Below are 16,881 nucleotides of genomic sequence, written 5' to 3'. Positions count from 1 at the left end.
GTTTTCAACACCGCATCGAGGCTTAACATAGAGGTATGGCCGCTGAGTTTACCCACCTCCATCTGCACACGGACTACTCTCTCCTCGATGGAGCCTGCGATGTCGATAAGCTCGCTGCTCACCTGAGCAAGATCGGCCAGACCGCCGCGGCAATGACCGACCACGGCAACATCTTTGGCGCGGTTCACTTCTTCGACGCGATGAAGAAGAAGAACATCAAGCCCATTCTCGGCTGCGAGCTCTATCTCTCCGAGACTGACGATCACCGCGAACTCTCCGGCGGCTACAACCACTTTCTCGTGCTCGCCGAAAACGAAGAGGGCTACCGCAACCTCGTTCGCCTCACCAGTGAGGCTGCGCTGCACGGCTTCTACCGCAAGCCACGCGTCTCGAAGGAATTTCTCTCGCGCCACACCAAGGGCCTCATCGCCTTCTCCGGCTGCCTTGCGGGCGAGTTGAACCAGCACCTGATGGCAGGGAAGTACGAGGAGGCAAAGAAGACCGCCGGACGCTTCGAGGACATGTTCGGCAAGGGCAACTTCTTCCTCGAGGTGCAGGATCATGGCCTGCAGCCCGACAAGCCCGTCCGCGAGGCGCTCTACAAAATGGAGCGCGAGCTCGGCATCCCGCTGATCGCCACCAACGACAGCCACTACGTCGCAAACGACGACTCGCGCGCCCACGAGATTCTGCTCTGCGTGCAGACCGCGGGCAGCATGAACGACCCCAACCGCTTCAAGTTCGATACGCAGGAGTTCTACATCAAGTCGGCCGACGAGATGCACCAGCTCTTCGCCGACAACCCCGAGGTCTGCACACGCACGATGCAGTTCGTCGAGCGCTGCAACCTGAAGCTCAGCGCCGTCGACAACCCATTCCCGGAGTTTCCCGTCCCCGAGGGTCACACCCTCGACAGCTACTTCGAAAGCGTCTGCCGCGAGGGCCTCAGGAAGCGCCTCGAGACTAACGTAGCGCATCTGCGCGCCAACGGCCTGCTGCGCAAATCCACCGCCGACTACGAAGAGCGGCTGAACCGCGAGCTCGACTGCATCAAGCAGATGAAGTTCCCCGGCTACTTCATGATCGTCTGGGACTTCATCCGCTACGCGAAGGAGCAGGGAATCCCCGTCGGCCCGGGCCGTGGCTCCGCTGCAGGATCGCTCGTCGCCTACGTGATGGAGATCACCGACATCGACCCGCTCCAGAACGAGCTGCTCTTCGAGCGCTTCCTTAATCCCGAGCGCGTGTCGATGCCTGATATCGACATCGACTTCTGCATGAATCGCCGCGGCGAGGTGATCGAGTACGTCAAGCGAAAGTACGGCAACGACCAGGTCGCGCAGATCATCACCTTCAACACCATGGCCGCGAAGGCAGCCATCAAAGACGTAGGCCGCGCGCTCGAGATGCCCTACGGCGAGGTCGATCGCATCGCGAAGATGATCCCCGCGACGATCGGCATCACCATCGATCAGGCGCTCAAGGACAAGGGCCCGCTGGCAACGGCGTACGACTCCGACCCGAAGGTGAAGGAACTGATCGACACCGCGATGCGCCTCGAAGGGCTCGTGCGTGGAGCAGGCGTTCACGCCGCCGGCGTCGTCATCGCGCCCAAGCCGCTTACCGAACTAGTCCCCGTCACGCGCACCAAGGACGAGGCCACCGTCACGGCCTACGACATGAAGGCCGTCGAGAAGATGGGTCTTCTCAAGATGGACTTCCTCGGCCTGACGACCCTCACCGTCATCGACGACTGCCTGAAACTCATCAAGCAGACAACGGGCGAAGAGATTGACATGGCGAAGATCCCGCTCGACGACGCGAAGACCTACGAGCAGGTCTTCCACCGGGCATTGACCTCAGGGGTGTTCCAGTTTGAATCCGGTGGCATGCGCGACGTGCTGCGCCGCTACAAGCCCAACACCGTCGAAGACCTCACCGCTCTCAACGCGCTCTATCGCCCCGGCCCGATCCAGGGCGGCATGATCGACGACTTCATCGAGCGCAAGTGGGGCCGCCGCGCCGTCGAGTACATGTTCCCGGAGCTCGAGCCCATCCTCAAGGAGACGCTCGGCGTCATCGTCTACCAGGAGCAGGTCATGCAGATCAGCTCCGTCATCGGCGGCTACTCGCTCGGCGGCGCCGACCTGCTGCGCCGCGCCATGGGCAAAAAAATCGCCGAGGAGATGGCCAAGCAGCGCGACCTCTTCATGAAGGGAGCGGTCGAGAAGAAGTTCGCCAAGGACAAGGCCGGCCAGCTCTTTGACCTGATGGAGCAGTTCGCCGGATACGGCTTCAACAAATCGCACTCTGCCGCGTACGCTCTGCTCGCATATCACACCGCGTGGCTCAAGACGCACTACCCGGTCGAGTTCATGGCCGCGCTGCTCACCAGCGAAACCTCGAAGCCCGAGAACGTCGTGAAGTACATCGGCGAGTGCCGCGAGATGAACATTCCCGTCGTGCCGCCGAACGTCCAGTTCTCCGATGCAAACTTCACGCCGATCGTCACGGAGACCGGCAAGGCCATCGGCTTCGGTCTTGCTGCAATCAAGAACGTCGGCTTCAACGCCATCGAGTCCATCATCGCCGCACGCAACGAACTGCGTAAGGAAGGGAAGCAGGGCTTTGCCTCGCTGTGGGAGTTCTGCGAGAAGGTGGATCTGAGCCGACTGAACAAGCGCGTGCTCGAGTCGCTCATCAAGGCAGGCGCCATGGACGCCTTCGGCAATCGCGCCCAGACCACCGCCGCGCTCGACCGCGCAATGGAGCGCGCGCAGAAGGCACAGCGAGACGCCGCAGCAGGACAGAGCGGATTCTTTGGAATCTTCGACTCCGACATCTCATCAGGCGCGCAAGCAGAAGACGCGCTGCCCAGCGTGCCCGAGTGGGACGAGCACACGCGCCTGCAGAACGAGAAAGAGGTCCTCGGCTTCTTTGTCTCCGGTCACCCGATGGACAAGTACCGCGAGAAGCTGCGCAACATCAAAGTCGTCGATACCGCCACCGCCGTCGAGATGAAGCCCGAGCCGCAGGTCTTCCGCCGCGGCCGCGACGAGTCACCGCAGAACGAGATTCAGATCGCCGGGGTCATCACCGGCCTCAAGGTCGCCAAGTCCAAGCGCTCCGGCGAGCTCTACGCGCAGGCTGCACTTGAGGACACCACCGGCAAGATCGAGCTGATCGCCTTCCCGCAGTCCTACGAGAAGCTCGCCGAGAAGCTGAAGATCGAGGTGCCGGTGCTCGTGCGCGGCGTTCTGCGCGGCGAAGAGGACTCCGCCCCCAAGCTCGCGATCTCCTCCATCCAGGCGCTCGAAGACGTGAAGATCAAGCTCCCCGAGGCGCTGCGCATCAAAGTCCCGCTGCACAATCCCGACGAGGCGCTGCTGGAGAAGCTGCACGCAATCTTGCTCGCTGCACCGGGCAAGGGAAAGCTTCTGCTCGATCTCGAAGAGCCCGGCGAGTTTTGTGCGGTGCTTGAGCCTAACGGCGTGACGGTCGCAGCGGACCGCCTCTTCATCGACCGCGTCGAGGAGCTGGTCGGCCAGGGCGGTGTCCGCGTCATCGAATAATCGAATCAGTCGCGTCGCCAAGACGCAGAGAGGAGCCGGACGGTACAATCGGAGCGGAGCCTTACTGATTTCCGATATGGCAGAACACCAGACGAGCAAAGCCGGTCCGACTTCCTCCAACGGGTCCCACGTTCCCGCGGCCTGGATCAAGACGGAGCTGGCGCGGCACCCGCAGCGCCCTTACCCCATGGACTTCATCGAAGCGATCTTCACGGACTTCAGCGAGATTCACGGCGATCGCGCCTTCGGCGACGATCAGGCGATGTCTTGCGGCATGGCCTGGTTTCACGGCGAGCCCGTCATGGTCATCGGCAATCTCAAGGGCCGCACCCTCAAGGAGCGCGTCGCCCGCAAGTTCGGCTCGCCTGACCCTGAGGGCTATCGCAAGGCCCTTCGCGCGATGAAGATCGCCGAAAAATTCCAGCGGCCTGTCTTCACCTTCATCGATCTCGCCGGAGCCTACCCCGGCATCGGCGCCGAGGAGCGCGGCCAGGGCGAGGCCATCGCCCGCAACCTGCTCGAGATGTCGCGCCTGCGCGTCCCCACCATCGCAACCATCACCGGCGAGGGAGGTTCCGGCGGTGCCTTAGCGCTGGCTGTGGCCGACCGGGTCCTCATGCTCGAGAACGCCATCTACTCCGTCATCTCGCCCGAGGGCTGCGCCTCCATCATGTGGAAGGACGCCAACAAGAAGCAGCAGGCCGCCGCTGCGTTGAAGTACACCGCCAGCGACGTCGTTGCCCTCGGCTGCGTCGACGATGTTCTCGGAGAACCCGACGGCGGCAGTCAGAACGACCCTGCGGCAGCCTTCGCGACCGTCGACGAGCGCCTGCGGTATCACCTCGCCAGCCTGCGTACGCTCTCCGTCGATCAGATGATCGCAGAGCGCTATCGCAAGTTCCGCAACATCGCGCAGTTCTACACCAGCGACTCCGCCGCCGTTCAGGCCACGGCCTCAACCGGCGTCTAGCGCTTCGCCCACGGAGCATCTACCGTTGTCCGCATCCGATTCGACGACGACGCAAGCCCGCACCAAGCGAACGCTCCAGCTTGCACTCTTCGGCACCTCGATCGCGTGGGCGCTCTCCACTTCGCTGCTCTCGGCAAGCTCCGCTCGCGGCATCACCAATCGCTTCAACGTGGATGCTGCTCTCCCGCTGCTCTCGTCGCTGTTTCTTCTCTTCCTGCTCACCATCGGCTTCTCGCTGCTCCAGACCATCGCGCGCAGGCCGGCCTCGGCGCGCTTCGTGCTCGGACTTCCGAAGCGTCCCACCGCCGGCCACGAGTGGCTCCTCGGCGCCGCGATCGGCTGGGGCATAGTTGTGCTCGCCGTGCTACCGATGGCGCTTACCGGCAGCCTGCACACCAGCTTCTGGACCGAGCCGCGCGCCATCAGGCTGATCGCCGTCAACCTCGCCACTCTCGCCGCCGGCTCGCTTGCCGAGGAGGTCATCTTTCGCGGCTATCCCTTCCGCTGCCTCATCGAGGCCATCGGCCCGGTCGCCGCCACCTTCGGCATGTCGCTGCTCTTCGGCCTCGCCCGCGCCCTCCAAAACGGCGCCAACCGAACCGGCATCTTTCTCGCGATGTTGTCCGGCGTCGTCTTCTCCGTCGCGTGGCTCAGAACACACGGCCTCTGGCTCGCCTGGGGGATGCGCTTTGCCTGGACCGCCAGCATGGGCATCCTCTTCGGCCTCCCGGTCGCGGGCTCGGTCGACTACTCGACGCTCATCCAGACCACGGCCGTCGGCCGTACCTGGCTCACCGGCGGAGACTACGGTCCTGAAGCCGCCGCCTTCATGGCGCTTGCCCTCCTCCTCGGCCTGATCGTGCTGGTCCGCACCACGCGTGACTACGCCTGGGACTACACACACGCCGCCATAGTTCCCGGCGGATACCCCATGGACATCCCCCCTCCCGCCGCCCACACCGCGATGGAGCAGGCCCAGCAGACACGTCCTCCGGCCCTCATCCAGATCCTTCCCACCACGCCGCAGAGCCGTTCCGCCGACACTGAACCGAAGCTCTAACCTCCTCGCGTAGACCATTTGTAAAATCTTTGCATCTCACCAAAAGAGCAAGAGAATGGGCCCGCCAGCCTCTTGTCAAAAGAGAAGAGAAGGCGCAAGCTTGTGTGTAGTCTGAGGTGCTTCGATGGCGACGCGCACGCACAGATGGGCTCTCCTCGCAGGATGTCTCGTACTCTCGGCCGCGTCGGCGCTTCCGGCGCAGGTCTTCGTCGTGGGCGAAAAGACCGCCACCGCCGACATCACCACCAGCTTCACTCCGACCAATCTTCCTCTTCCGACAGACAAGCTCACCGAGCGCGGACGCCGCGATCTGGTCCGCAACCTCGAGGCCGAGCAGGGCTTCGCGCACCGAGCCATTCCGGTCGGCATCATCACTCTCAAGGCCAACGGCGATCTCTCGCCCGAACCCGACAAGTACCGCCGCATGATCTATGAGAAGGGGCAGTCTGCGGCGCCCGGCGACCGCGTCATCATCACTGCCATGAAGATCCAGGGCGATTCGATCACGCTCGATCTCAATGGCGGCCCGTACGCCAAGCACCGCTTCCTTAGCCACATTCAGATCAACAACAACTCCGTCGCGCAGCAGCCCGCCGAGCGTCCCACCGGCGCCCGCATCACGCTGGTCTTTCCCAACGGTGTCCCTGAGATCTCCGCACCCGAGGTCAAGGCGCTGCTTGAGCCCGTGATCGACTTCGGGGTCAAGTCCGGCGAGCAGGCCTACGCCCAGACCCTGCCTCCCAAACTCCGCGACGCCATCGCCGCCCACGAGGTGCTCGTGGGGATGAATCGCCGCATGGTGCTTGCCTCACTCGGCGCGCCCGAGCGCAAGGTCCGCGAGCAGAGCGGCGACGCAAGCGGCGGAACCTACGAGGAGTGGATCTACGGCCACGTGCCCCAGACCGTCAAGTTTGTCCGCTTCAAGGGCGACCGTGTCGCGATGGTCGAGATTGCCGCACTGGGTAAGCCGCTCGAGATTCGCGACAAGAACGAGCTCGAGGACGTGGAGATGCCGGGCAACACCCGCGAGGTCGCCATGGGCGACCGAAAGCCCGGAGTCGAGGGTGAGGACGGCGCCGCACCTGCTCCGCCGCCATCACTCCGCCTGCCCGGCGAGGCGGTAGAGGTCAATAACGCTCCGGGCAAGGTGCAGTTCCCGGACGACAAGAACAAGGATAAGGATAAGGACAAGCGGCTGGACCGCCAGCCCATCCCCGCGGCTCCCGGATCGCCCGCCGACACGACCAACGACCTTCCGCAGTCCACGCGGCCGATCCCGGATGCATCACAGCCCATTCCGCCTTCGCAACCGTCCCAGTATCCCCAGCAGCAGACTCAGACGCCTCGCACCCGCACGAATCCCTGATCCGGGAAGCCGCCCGCACCGTGTCAACTCGTTCGTAATCGTGTAAAATCACAGGGAGCAACAACCGCAGTTCTTCTCCTTCGATTCCGGCCGAAAACTCTGCCCCGGACAATCCTGAGAAGTTCCCGGATGCCTTTCGAGCATCAGGCATCCCAGCGCGCGAGCCGAAACATTCGTAACAGGGAGAACAAGCATTATGGCGAAGATTGCCAAGACCGGCGACCGTAAGAAGGTCATGGATACCCACAAGAGCACCGACTGTCCCAAGTGCTCCAAGCCCACCCGCATCGTCAAGCGCGTCAAGGACCGCGAGCGTGGAACCCCGGGCGGAGTCTACATCTCCTGCTCGACATGCGACTTCTTCGAAAAGCTCTAACGCTACCGCGCACGAACCTCAGGAGAGCCCCGAAAAGGGGCTCTCTTATTGTGTATATGGTTTGGATCGTTTTGTAAGTGTATCCTGAGCGAGCGAAGCGTAGTCGAAGAGCCTCCCCTGAACGAGGCCTAATTGGATCTGCGCCCACATGTCCCAGGCCTAACCCCACGGGACAGCAGTATCTTTCCCTAACTGTAACGAACCAAAGTTGTACAACAAATTCACGTTACCTCACTTGACGGTCGTCCTCTTAGACGGGCAGACTCTAGACCGGAAAGTAGGGACCGTTCCTTATATGAGCCTCACCAGCACCGCGTTTACCAATTCATCTTCCCCCGCACTCGCATCCCTTCCACAGTTCGATCGACCGACCTTCCTGATGTGTCCCCCGGAGTGGTACGACGTCAACTACGTCATCAATCCCTGGATGGCGGGCAATCTGCACCGGCCCTCGCGCGACCGCGCCTTCGAACAGTGGAAGGAGCTGCACCAGCACCTGCAGCGCATCGCCGACGTCCGGCTGATCCACGGCCAGCCCGACTCACCCGACATGGTCTTCGTCGCCCACGCCGCTCTCGTCCAGCACGGCGTGGCCGCAATCTCCAGCTTCGCCCATCCTCAGCGCCAGACCGAGGAACAACACCTCCGCCGCTGGTTCCAGAAGGCCGGCTTCCTCGTCTGGGAGACCCCCCGCGAGACTTGCTTCGAGGGCGAGGGAGACGCGCTCTTCAACAGCGCCGGCGACCACCTGTGGGCCGCGCATGGCGTCCGCACCTGCCGCCAGAGCCACCGCCACGTCGCCGACGCCTGGCACACCACCGTCACCTCGCTCCACCTGGTCGATCCGCGCTTCTACCACCTCGATACCTGCTTCGCCCCGCTCTCCGGCGGCCACCTGCTCTACTTTCCGGGAGCCTTCGACGCTCCGTCGCTTGCCAGGATCGAAGCCGGCTACGCCCCAGAGAACCGCATCGCCGTCACCGAGGCCGAGGCGACCCACTTCGCATGCAACGTCATCAACGTGGGCCAGAGCATCCTGATGGCTGCAGCTGGCAGCGACCTCGCCCAGCGACTCGGACGCCTCGGCTACGAGGTGACGGAGCTCGACCTGAGGGAGTTCATCCGCGGAGGAGGCTCGGCCAAGGCCCTCACCCTCCGCCTCAGCGATTCGAGGATCACCAGCGGCCTGCCCGCGCAGCCATAAAACAAATCTGCTGGAAGCGACGGCTACCAATCGCTTCCCCTAAAGTGTCATCCTGAGCGAAGCCTCTCGCAGCCTTACCGCGAGAGGCGTAGTCGAAGGATCTGCGGTTTGCCCGGCTCATGACAGGACGAGACACAAAAGCTGTCAAGCCCCAAAACGGCGCAACTTATTCAAAGCAAGGCAAATATAGAGTGTCGATTAATTCCAGCCGTTTTGCTAAACTTAAAACAGCATCAGAAAAGGCCCCGTCCACCACGGGGCCTTTTCTCGTTCAGCGATACTTCAAAATCGGAAGTACCAAGCTAAATTATTTTCTTTGAATACTTTGCTCAATTTAGTAGGGGGGAGGGAAGTCAGGCAAAGGCCGACTCGATCTCCCTGAGAACCGCCCGCGCCGCATCGGCAGGATCCTCCGCCCGCGTGATCGGCCGTCCCACCACCAGCATCGAGGCTCCGCGCGCGATCGCCTCCGCCGGGGTCGCAACGCGGCGTTGATCGTTGCTCTCGTTGCCGGCAGGGCGAATCCCCGGAACCACCAGCATTGCCTCCGGCCCCAGTTCCGCGCGCAACGCGGCGACCTCCTCGGCGGAGCAGACCATCCCGTTGATGCCGGCGCGGGTCGCCAGCCGCGCCAGCTGGAGCACCTGCTCGGCCGGCGAGCTGCACACGCCCACGGCGCTCAGCTCCGCGGCATCCATGCTGGTCAAGACCGTCACGGCGAGCAGCCGCGGAGCACCTGGTGTCTTCGCCGCCTCAGCCGCCGCCGTCAGCATCGCACCGCCGCCCGAAGCATGAACGGTCAGCAACTCCGCCCCGGACTTCGCGACCGACTGAACCCCTCCCGCGACCGTGTTGGGAATATCGTGCAGCTTCAGATCGAGGAAGATCCTGTATCCGCGCGAGCGCAACTCATCTAGCAGGGAGTTGCCGGCCGCGTAGTACAGCTCCATTCCGACTTTCACCCAGCGGCAGCTATCTCCAAGGCGATCGACCAGATCTAGCGCAAGCCGCACATCCGGCACATCGAGCGCGACCGCCAGCCGGTCCCTTACATCGACCGCAGTGCCGCTTCTCTCGTCAAGAACCTTCACAGCTCCAGTCTAGCCCGAGAGCAAACTCAGGGCTCGACTGGAGATGAAATTTCTGTGAGGTTACTGAGAAAAACTACAGGCCCTGCGGGCTGATCGGCATGCGTAGCTGCGCAATCAGCTGCATGGCCATCTCCGGATCGCCCGGCCGCAGCGTCTCCAGCTTCACCTTGCCGATTCCGGCCTCGGCGAGCCCGACCGCCTGCGCGGCTCCGTAGGAGAGATCGACGATCCGATTCTCCGGAACCGGCCCCCGGTCATTGACCCGGACAAAGATGGACCTGCGATTCCTCAGGTTCGTCACGCGGATCCAGCTTCCTAGCGGGAGACTGCGGTGCGCACAGGTAAGCCCGTTCATATCGTAGGACTCCCCGTTCGCCGTCTTCTTCCCCTGGAAGTATCTTCCATACCAGGACGCCTGACCGATCTGATACCAGTGGTGTCCCTTGCCGGCCTGATCCTGCTTCTTCTGTGAAGGAGCAGGGTCACTTGCCGACGCTGTAAGGCCAAGTGCGACCAGCAGTGTCACGATGGCAACTCCACGCCTGGTCGAGACATTACCGTCTCTCATCTTCGTAGGAATTAGCTTCATGGCATCTCCATCTGTTTATTGTCCCGGCAGAAACTAGCTAAGTCAATCATGCGCTTGGGGTTAAGCGCAGGAAATGCCTTGATCGAATCCCCTCGATGTGCTAAAGGGAATCCCTTGCTAAGATGTCGATAATCGAGCAGAATTGCCCCATTTTGGGCTGATTTTCGCCCTTTTCGGGACAATTCCCGCCGATCCTGCTAATTTTTCGAAAGTTACAAAAAAAGCCTCAAGACGGCCGTTTTCATCCAAAACTCCGTCTCGCGCATATGCAGACCGTCCTGACCATCGCCGGCTTCGATCCCTCCTCCGGCGCCGGAGTCACGGCCGACCTGATGGTCTTCGCAGCCCACGGCCTCTTTGGAACCTCGGTCATCACCAGTCTCACAGTTCAGTCGACCACCGGAGTTCGCTCTAGTCAGCCAGTAGAAGCCGGGATTTTGCGGCAGACGCTCGACTGTCTCCATGCCGATCTCCCCCCGGCCGGTGTAAAGCTGGGGATGCTGGCGAGCGCGGCGATCGTCGAAGTGGTTGCAGATTATCTGGAAGAGCTGAAGCGGGATTCCCCTCGGCTCCCAGTGGTCCTGGACCCAGTGATTCGATCGAGTTCAGGAAGGGAACTGCTCTCCCCGGACGGACTGGCTCTTCTCCGCGAGCGGCTGCTTCCGCTGGCGTCATGGACGACCCCGAACCTGGCAGAGCTGAGCGCCCTGACCGGCCTTCCAGTGAACCGTCACGATGACCTCGAGCCGGCGACCCGAGCGTTGCAGCACTATTGTCCCGCTCTGAATGTCCTGGCCACAGGCGGTCATCTCGACTCGCCCGACGACCTGCTGCTTACCTCCGAGGGCGACTTCCACTGGCTCGCCGGCGAGCGCATCGAGAGCACCTCCACTCACGGTACCGGCTGCGCCCTCTCGAGTGCCCTACTGAGTCGCCTAGTCCTCGGCGGCAGCGCACTTGAGGCAGCGTGGTCCGCCAAGCACTACGTCGCCGAGGCGATCCGCCGGGCCTCTCCGCTGGGGCATGGGCATGGTCCGCTGAATCACCTCTGGCCTCTGCATCGGCAGGATTAGCGGCAGATTCACTCGGTCCGGAGGACATTACCCCTTCGCTAACCCGGTAATGCTCCGCATCACACCGCCGATAGGAAGGAGGACGGAGGATTCATCTGTGATGTCGACAGCATCCCTCAACAGAACCGCAACAAATCTGGCAGACGGGGGAGAGGCTCTTCCACGGAGCCTCTCGCTCGGCGAATCGCGATATGGCTACCCCGATCTGACGATCCACCGCCTCAGCGCCTCGCACCACGGCGATACGCTGCGAACGCTGGGCCACGCGGCGGAGTACCTGGTCAACTCCCGGCCGTTTTCGCCGGAGATCGAGGAGACCGCCGACGACCGCGAGGCCGTCCGTATCCTGATTCGTCTCAGCCGCGAGGTCTTCGATGAGTAGCTGTGATCACGGCACATCGCCATCCCATCGCCGACTGGATCATGCAGAAGGCAGTCCGTGTCTATGGTGCGGCGTGAGGAGCACAAGCGCCACACCAGGAGCGGCGGCAGGCGCTGGGCGATCGGCTCTGCTACCCTTGAAACATGTCGTTCACCGTTGTCTTGAATGGTCAGTCCCGCGTCTTCTCGACGCTGCCCGAATCTCCGAGCCTGGAAGACCTGGTTCGTGAACTCGGCCTCAAGCTGGATCGTGTCGCCGTCGAGCATAATGGAACGATCGCATCCCGGGCCCAGTGGTCGGAGACACCGCTATCTGACGGCGACAAGCTTGAGATCGTGCATTTTGTTGGTGGTGGAGCGATCTAAGTACCACTTTATCAGACATAAAGCTAAAATTTCTAAGATACTGCTTTAGATATTGACCCGCTGGTTTCGGCAGTGAGCTCATGGAGAAACTGCTCCCAAGAGTCCCCATACTGCTGCCAGCCGCCGAGCATCTGAACCCGAGCCAGCGCAGCCTCGCTCATGCGTTGCTGGAGTGAGCGGTCGTCGCCCAGTTGCTGCATCCGTGTGGTCAGGGCAGCCTGATCGCGAATCGGCACAATGAAGCCTTCGACCCCGTCGGTGAACAGGTCCTCGGCGCCGGTGTTGGTGCTTGCGATGACTGGGCAGCCACAGGCCAGCGCCTGCCCCTGGACCAGGGCGAGGCCCTCCTCGATACTGGGCAGCACCATGACGTGGCTTGTGCTCATCAGATCCGCCATGCGCTCCTGCGAGACCGTTCCCAGGAACTCGACGTTTTTCTGCGGCAGCCGCGCCAGAACATTGCGGATATCAGGCTGGATCGCCCCCGCCACTCGCAGACGCTTCTTCGGATGTGTCAGCTGCGCGAACGCCTCCAGCAGATAGGGAAACCCTTTGCGCAGGCCCACCGAGCCGGCGAACAGCACGTCGAAGCGCTCCGTACTGGGCTCCCCAACGCGCCGGAAGCGCTCGAGTCGTACTCCATAGGGGATCCTCCGGACCTTGTCGGCGGGCAGGCCCATCTCCACAAAGGACCGCGCCGCAAAGCTCGACGGGACCGTGATGGCGTCAGCCGCCTCGTAGATCTCCTCCTCACGGAGGGTGTCGCGGATATCGGTGACGGGCTGGTCGACCCCCCAACGCCGAAACTCCTCCGAGACGATCCGGTCCTGGTAACGCTGGTGGGTCGAGCCACGGTCGCAGATAAACCGGCCGCCGCGGCGCTGTACCTCGCGGCCCGTCTTCAGGCCGGCACCTGAGATGGCGATAAACGCGTCGCAGGCAGGAATCCGTCGCAGCGTCCAATTATCAAAGGCACGCGCGTTGGTATAGCCCAGCTGGTCATAGAGCCACCGATTGCTGAGTCGGTAGCGCTGTAGAAGAAACTCTGTCGTATGCAGCCAGGGGTAGGTCTCGACCTTGGAGTGAGGCAGGCCTTCGCGCTGGAGGCGCCGCCAGGGAAAGGTGGAGTAGATGACGGAGAGGTGACCCCGGCGGTCCATCTCGCGAGCAAGTTCGAAGTGATGAAAGACGCCGAAGACGGCCTGGACGATTCTCATGAAGAACAGGAAAGAGAGGAGAGCCCCCGGAGTCGATAGTAGCAAACGGGCTCAGAATCCGTGGAAACGCGGGGGCTGGGTGGGGACGGGGCCTCAAATGTCCTGTCCTGTTGGCCACTGTACATAATATGTGTTATCGGACATACCACGTGCGCCGAGAAAGCTGTCCGCAGGCACCTTTGCTGCAGCCCTGGTGTCTCACTAATATCGGTTTACGCCGTCTGATTCGCCAGGAGCCCGCTCTCTTGCCACTTGTTCGGATCTCGCCCGGATATACAAGCGCTCTCGCTGCCCTCTGCCTTCTCTTGGGGATGGCCACGGCATCGTCCGCTGGGCAGATGTCGGGACAGCTTCGCAGCATGAACTCCACAACGACGTCGTCGTCGGCCATGACCTCGGTCTCCGGCGCCGTCCTGAATGCTGCGACCGGTCAACCAGTCCCGCGCGCGCTGGTCAGGCTCAACGATCGGGCGATGCTGACCGATCATGAGGGCAAGTTCGAGTTCGATCAGTTTGCCGCGGCCGGCAACGCGATGCTGCAAGTAAACAAGCCTGGGTTTTACTCCGGCGTCGAGGGTGAGACGATGTCGAACACCACGTTGCGGGCCGACCAGATAGCAGTACCGGTGATCGTGCGGCTTTATCCTGAGGCCCTGCTGACCGGAACCTTGACGGCCTCGGACGGCACGCCACTGCCGCAGGTCATGGTGACGGCCCAGAGGAGCGTCTACAACGAGACGGGACATCAGTGGTACCCGGCGGGTCAGAACATGACCAACTCGCGCGGCGAGTTTCGCGTCGCGGTGCCGCCCGGAGATTACCGGATCGAGACCGCCTTTTCGCCCCGGCTGCGAGGAACCGCGAAGGCCATCCTTCCTCTGAGAGTTCCCTCGGGGACCTCATCCAACGCCTCAGAGACCATCCATATTGGAAGCGGCACCGAGGAGCGCTTTGACCTCCATCCGCGTGTAGCTCCTGCTTACATGGTGTCATTACGCCTGGAACAGTCCGCAGAGGGCGGCTTCCCAACGATTCTGGCCCGCTCCAGCGACGGAACGGTGATTCCACTGAACGTCGCTCGTACGGGGCCGGACAGCGAACTGAGAGTCCAGCTGCCCAGCGGCTCGTTTACTCTGATGGCTACGCTGAACATGGGGGAGATATCGGAGTACGGCGAGACGACCGTAACCGTCGCCGAGCAGAACGTCTCGGGCGTGGTCCTCCGCATGGCAACGATTCCGGCGATTCCGGTGCAAGTGATTCAGGATTCGGGCAGTACGTCCGATAAAGCGCCTCCCATGCCGCAGCAGCTTGGATTAATGATGGAAGACGTCCGGGACTCTTCCTCCAAGCGCGGCAATGGCACTGTAGGGCTGGTCAACTCCCCCGACCACGGCAGCTTCTTCCATGCTCCTCCGGGTGTGTATCGCTTGACTGCGCGCAACTCGGGACAATGGTTCGTGAAGTCCGCGACTTACGGCGCGACCGACCTGCTCCAGCAGGAGTTGTCGATCAGCCCCGGCTCCGGGAACTCTCCAATCGTCATTACGGTGAGCGATCAGACCGGCAGCCTGTACGGAACAACAATGGTGAACGGAAGCCCTGCCTCGGTCTGGCTCTACCTGATCCCGGCAGGCCGCAGCGCGGCTCCGGTCTATACCGCTCGCAGCGGCTCGGATGGCGTCTTCAGCCTTCCTTACCTGCCACCGGGAAGTTATCAGGCGGTCGGGTTTGAGAACCGGCACTTGGCCGACTATCGTGACCCCAAGGCCCTGGCGGCCTACTCGACGTATATTCACTCGGTGACGGTGAATGCAGGCGACAAGACGGAACTCGAGGTGAATGCCGTGCCTTCGGCGGAGATAGTTCCATGATGCGCGTGCTCTCGTCTGGTCTGGCTCTGCTGCTGGCGGCGTCGTACTGTCTCGCAATGCCGCCTGGGCCAGCTCCGGCCCCGCCTACCCCCTACCGGATTACTGGAGTGGTGGTCAGCCGTGTGGATGGAACGCCGATTCCCCACAGCCATCTGACTCCGTCGCTGACCCAGCAGAGGGGACGAGGCCCGGGGCGTCAGTTCCCTGCCGTTCCTGCCGTCGAAGGCTTCGACGCCGACGAGCACGGCCGCTTTTCGATTCCGCTGCCCTCGGCGGGAGCGTGGCAACTGAACGCCGCAGCGCCTGGATATGTCTCGCAAGCCTACGACGAGCATCAAAACTATTCCTCGGCGATCGTCCTCACCGCGGCAGCGCCCACCATCGATCTGCGCTTCCAGCTTTCGCCTGAGGCCAGCATCACAGGAGCGGTTCTGGATGAGGCCGGAGAGCCGGTCCGCAACGCTCGTGTCGGGCTGCTGATGGAGCAGCTCTCGATTCCGGAACGCAAGGCCGACTCCTTTCGTCCACAGACCTTTGCGCAGACCGACGATCGCGGCGTCTATGAGTTCGCCAATCTTGCCCCGGGCCATTACCGTGTGCTGGTCGAGGCGAAACCCTGGTATGCGAGCACCGCCCAGTCGCGTAGATTCAACTCACAGACAAGTTCTGCCCTGTCCGCGCCGCCGGCCGACCCATCACTCGACGTAACGTATCAGCTCTCGTGGTATCCGGGCGTCAACAACGCTGCCGAGGCGGAGACGATCGATCTTCACGGCGGCGACGTTCGACGGGCCGACTTTCACCTTGTTCCAATTCCCGCAGTTCATCTTCGGATTCTTCCTCCACCGCCTGCGGAGCAGTCTGGCGGCCGTGTCGTTCCTGCTTTTCCTGTGCTCGAGCGGATGGATACCGGGATCGCCGGCCTCGGCTTTGCACAGGTTGCGATCACGAACGGTCCACAGGGGCAGGTCGATGTCGGAGGCCTGGCGCCCGGCCCCTACCGTGTGCGGCTCGCACAACAGAACGCGGAGACTCGAACCGCGCTGGTTGAGATATCCGATGGCTCGGCGCGTGTCGTCGACTTCAATGCGGCGGCCTCCTCGCTGGCCAACATCACTGTGAACTTTGACAACGAAGGGACCGAGGAACGGCCCTTCGGCCTCGAACTGATCGATGCCGAGACGGGGCAGCAGTTCTTCCCTTTCGGCGGCAATCACCCGATGCCGGTGGTGATGCGTCGTGGCCCGCAGACACAGCAGCCGCGTGAGAGCGGCTTCGAGATACCGCCGGGGCGATACGAGGCCAACTTTACCGGTAGAGGCGACGCGTATCTCACCGGCATCTCGGCACAGGGAGCGGAGGTCGCCGGCCGCTTCGTCACGTTCCAAGGAGGCGATGCTACGCTAACCCTGCACATGGCCAGCGGCCATGCCACGGTCACTGGCATCGCAACCTTCGATGGCAAGCCGGCAGTCGGAGCTATGGTGCTTCTCGTTCCCGCTGGATTGGACGACCCAGGTTCCTTCACCACAGTGGTCCGCGACCAGACGAACACGGACGGCAGCTTCGATCTACCGAAGATCGTTCCGGGGCAGTACATCCTGATCGCGATCGATCATGGATGGAGCGTGAACTGGAGCGATCCCGCAACGCTTCGAGGTTACCTGACCCAAGGCGTGCCGCTCGAGCCTCGATCCGGCGCGAACCTGAGGCAAGACATCACGGCACAGGCTCCGTGAAGT

The 16,881-nt window shown here is 62.5% G+C and carries 14 protein-coding genes; 11 read left to right on the top strand and 3 right to left on the bottom strand.

Annotation, left to right across the window (positions count from 1 at the left end; translation table 11 throughout):
* The first annotated feature begins 35 nt into the window (after positions 1–35).
* The 6 genes from dnaE to Q363_RS08050 all read left to right on the top strand — a co-directional run bounded on the left by dnaE (position 36) and on the right by Q363_RS08050 (position 8,548).
* On the top strand, positions 36–3,572 hold the full coding sequence (dnaE, locus tag Q363_RS08075) for a DNA polymerase III subunit alpha (protein ID WP_035349243.1): 3,537 nt from the start codon (positions 36–38) through the stop codon (positions 3,570–3,572).
* 76 nt (positions 3,573–3,648) lie between these two features.
* Complete coding sequence (locus tag Q363_RS08070; RefSeq protein WP_051978542.1) at positions 3,649–4,542, top strand: acetyl-CoA carboxylase carboxyltransferase subunit alpha; 894 nt, start codon at positions 3,649–3,651, stop codon at positions 4,540–4,542.
* 25 nt (positions 4,543–4,567) lie between these two features.
* Entirely contained in the window at positions 4,568–5,602 is a 1,035-nt protein-coding gene (locus Q363_RS08065; RefSeq protein ID WP_035349242.1) for a CPBP family intramembrane glutamic endopeptidase, read from the top strand.
* Between the two features lie 124 nt (positions 5,603–5,726).
* Positions 5,727–6,968, top strand: a complete 1,242-nt coding sequence (locus tag Q363_RS08060) for a hypothetical protein (RefSeq protein WP_064742613.1) — start codon at positions 5,727–5,729, stop codon at positions 6,966–6,968.
* A 196-nt stretch (positions 6,969–7,164) separates the two neighbouring features.
* Positions 7,165–7,344, top strand: a complete 180-nt coding sequence (locus Q363_RS08055) for an Rcat domain-containing protein (RefSeq protein ID WP_035349240.1) — start codon at positions 7,165–7,167, stop codon at positions 7,342–7,344.
* A 295-nt stretch (positions 7,345–7,639) separates the two neighbouring features.
* A complete protein-coding gene (locus Q363_RS08050) occupies positions 7,640–8,548 on the top strand; it encodes a dimethylarginine dimethylaminohydrolase family protein (RefSeq protein WP_035349238.1) in 909 nt (302 codons plus the stop codon).
* 353 nt (positions 8,549–8,901) lie between these two features.
* On the opposite strand, the gene pyrF is transcribed toward Q363_RS08050, so the two are convergent.
* Positions 8,902–9,639: an orotidine-5'-phosphate decarboxylase gene (gene pyrF, locus Q363_RS08045; RefSeq protein ID WP_051978541.1), complete on the bottom strand. Its 738-nt coding sequence runs from the start codon at positions 9,637–9,639 to the stop codon at positions 8,902–8,904.
* Between the two features lie 73 nt (positions 9,640–9,712).
* Positions 9,713–10,228, bottom strand: a complete 516-nt coding sequence (locus tag Q363_RS35870; protein WP_051978540.1) for a septal ring lytic transglycosylase RlpA family protein — start codon at positions 10,226–10,228, stop codon at positions 9,713–9,715.
* Between the two features lie 266 nt (positions 10,229–10,494).
* Between Q363_RS35870 and thiD the strand changes: the two genes are divergently transcribed.
* The 3 genes from thiD to thiS all read left to right on the top strand — a co-directional run bounded on the left by thiD (position 10,495) and on the right by thiS (position 12,048).
* Positions 10,495–11,301: a bifunctional hydroxymethylpyrimidine kinase/phosphomethylpyrimidine kinase gene (gene thiD, locus Q363_RS08035; protein WP_035349236.1), complete on the top strand. Its 807-nt coding sequence runs from the start codon at positions 10,495–10,497 to the stop codon at positions 11,299–11,301.
* A 100-nt stretch (positions 11,302–11,401) separates the two neighbouring features.
* Positions 11,402–11,683: a hypothetical protein gene (locus Q363_RS08030; RefSeq protein WP_035349235.1), complete on the top strand. Its 282-nt coding sequence runs from the start codon at positions 11,402–11,404 to the stop codon at positions 11,681–11,683.
* 143 nt (positions 11,684–11,826) lie between these two features.
* Entirely contained in the window at positions 11,827–12,048 is a 222-nt protein-coding gene (thiS, locus tag Q363_RS08025) for a sulfur carrier protein ThiS (RefSeq protein ID WP_035349233.1), read from the top strand.
* Between the two features lie 32 nt (positions 12,049–12,080).
* On the opposite strand, the gene Q363_RS08020 is transcribed toward thiS, so the two are convergent.
* Positions 12,081–13,310, bottom strand: a complete 1,230-nt coding sequence (locus Q363_RS08020; protein WP_245632105.1) for a glycosyltransferase family 4 protein — start codon at positions 13,308–13,310, stop codon at positions 12,081–12,083.
* 200 nt (positions 13,311–13,510) lie between these two features.
* Here Q363_RS08020 and Q363_RS08015 point away from each other — a divergent pair, with 200 nt between their 5' ends.
* Positions 13,511–15,139 (top strand): carboxypeptidase-like regulatory domain-containing protein, encoded by a 1,629-nt coding sequence (locus Q363_RS08015; RefSeq protein ID WP_035349231.1) that lies wholly within the window; start codon positions 13,511–13,513, stop codon positions 15,137–15,139.
* Positions 15,136–16,878: a carboxypeptidase-like regulatory domain-containing protein gene (locus Q363_RS08010; protein WP_035349229.1), complete on the top strand. Its 1,743-nt coding sequence runs from the start codon at positions 15,136–15,138 to the stop codon at positions 16,876–16,878. Before Q363_RS08015 ends, Q363_RS08010 begins: the two co-directional genes overlap by 4 nt.
* The last annotated feature ends 3 nt before the right edge of the window (positions 16,879–16,881 follow it).

This window comes from Edaphobacter aggregans DSM 19364 (assembly GCF_000745965.1).
Taxonomy (GTDB): Bacteria; Acidobacteriota; Terriglobia; order Terriglobales; family Acidobacteriaceae; genus Edaphobacter; species Edaphobacter aggregans.
This window is presented reverse-complemented; position numbering and strand designations above follow the sequence as displayed.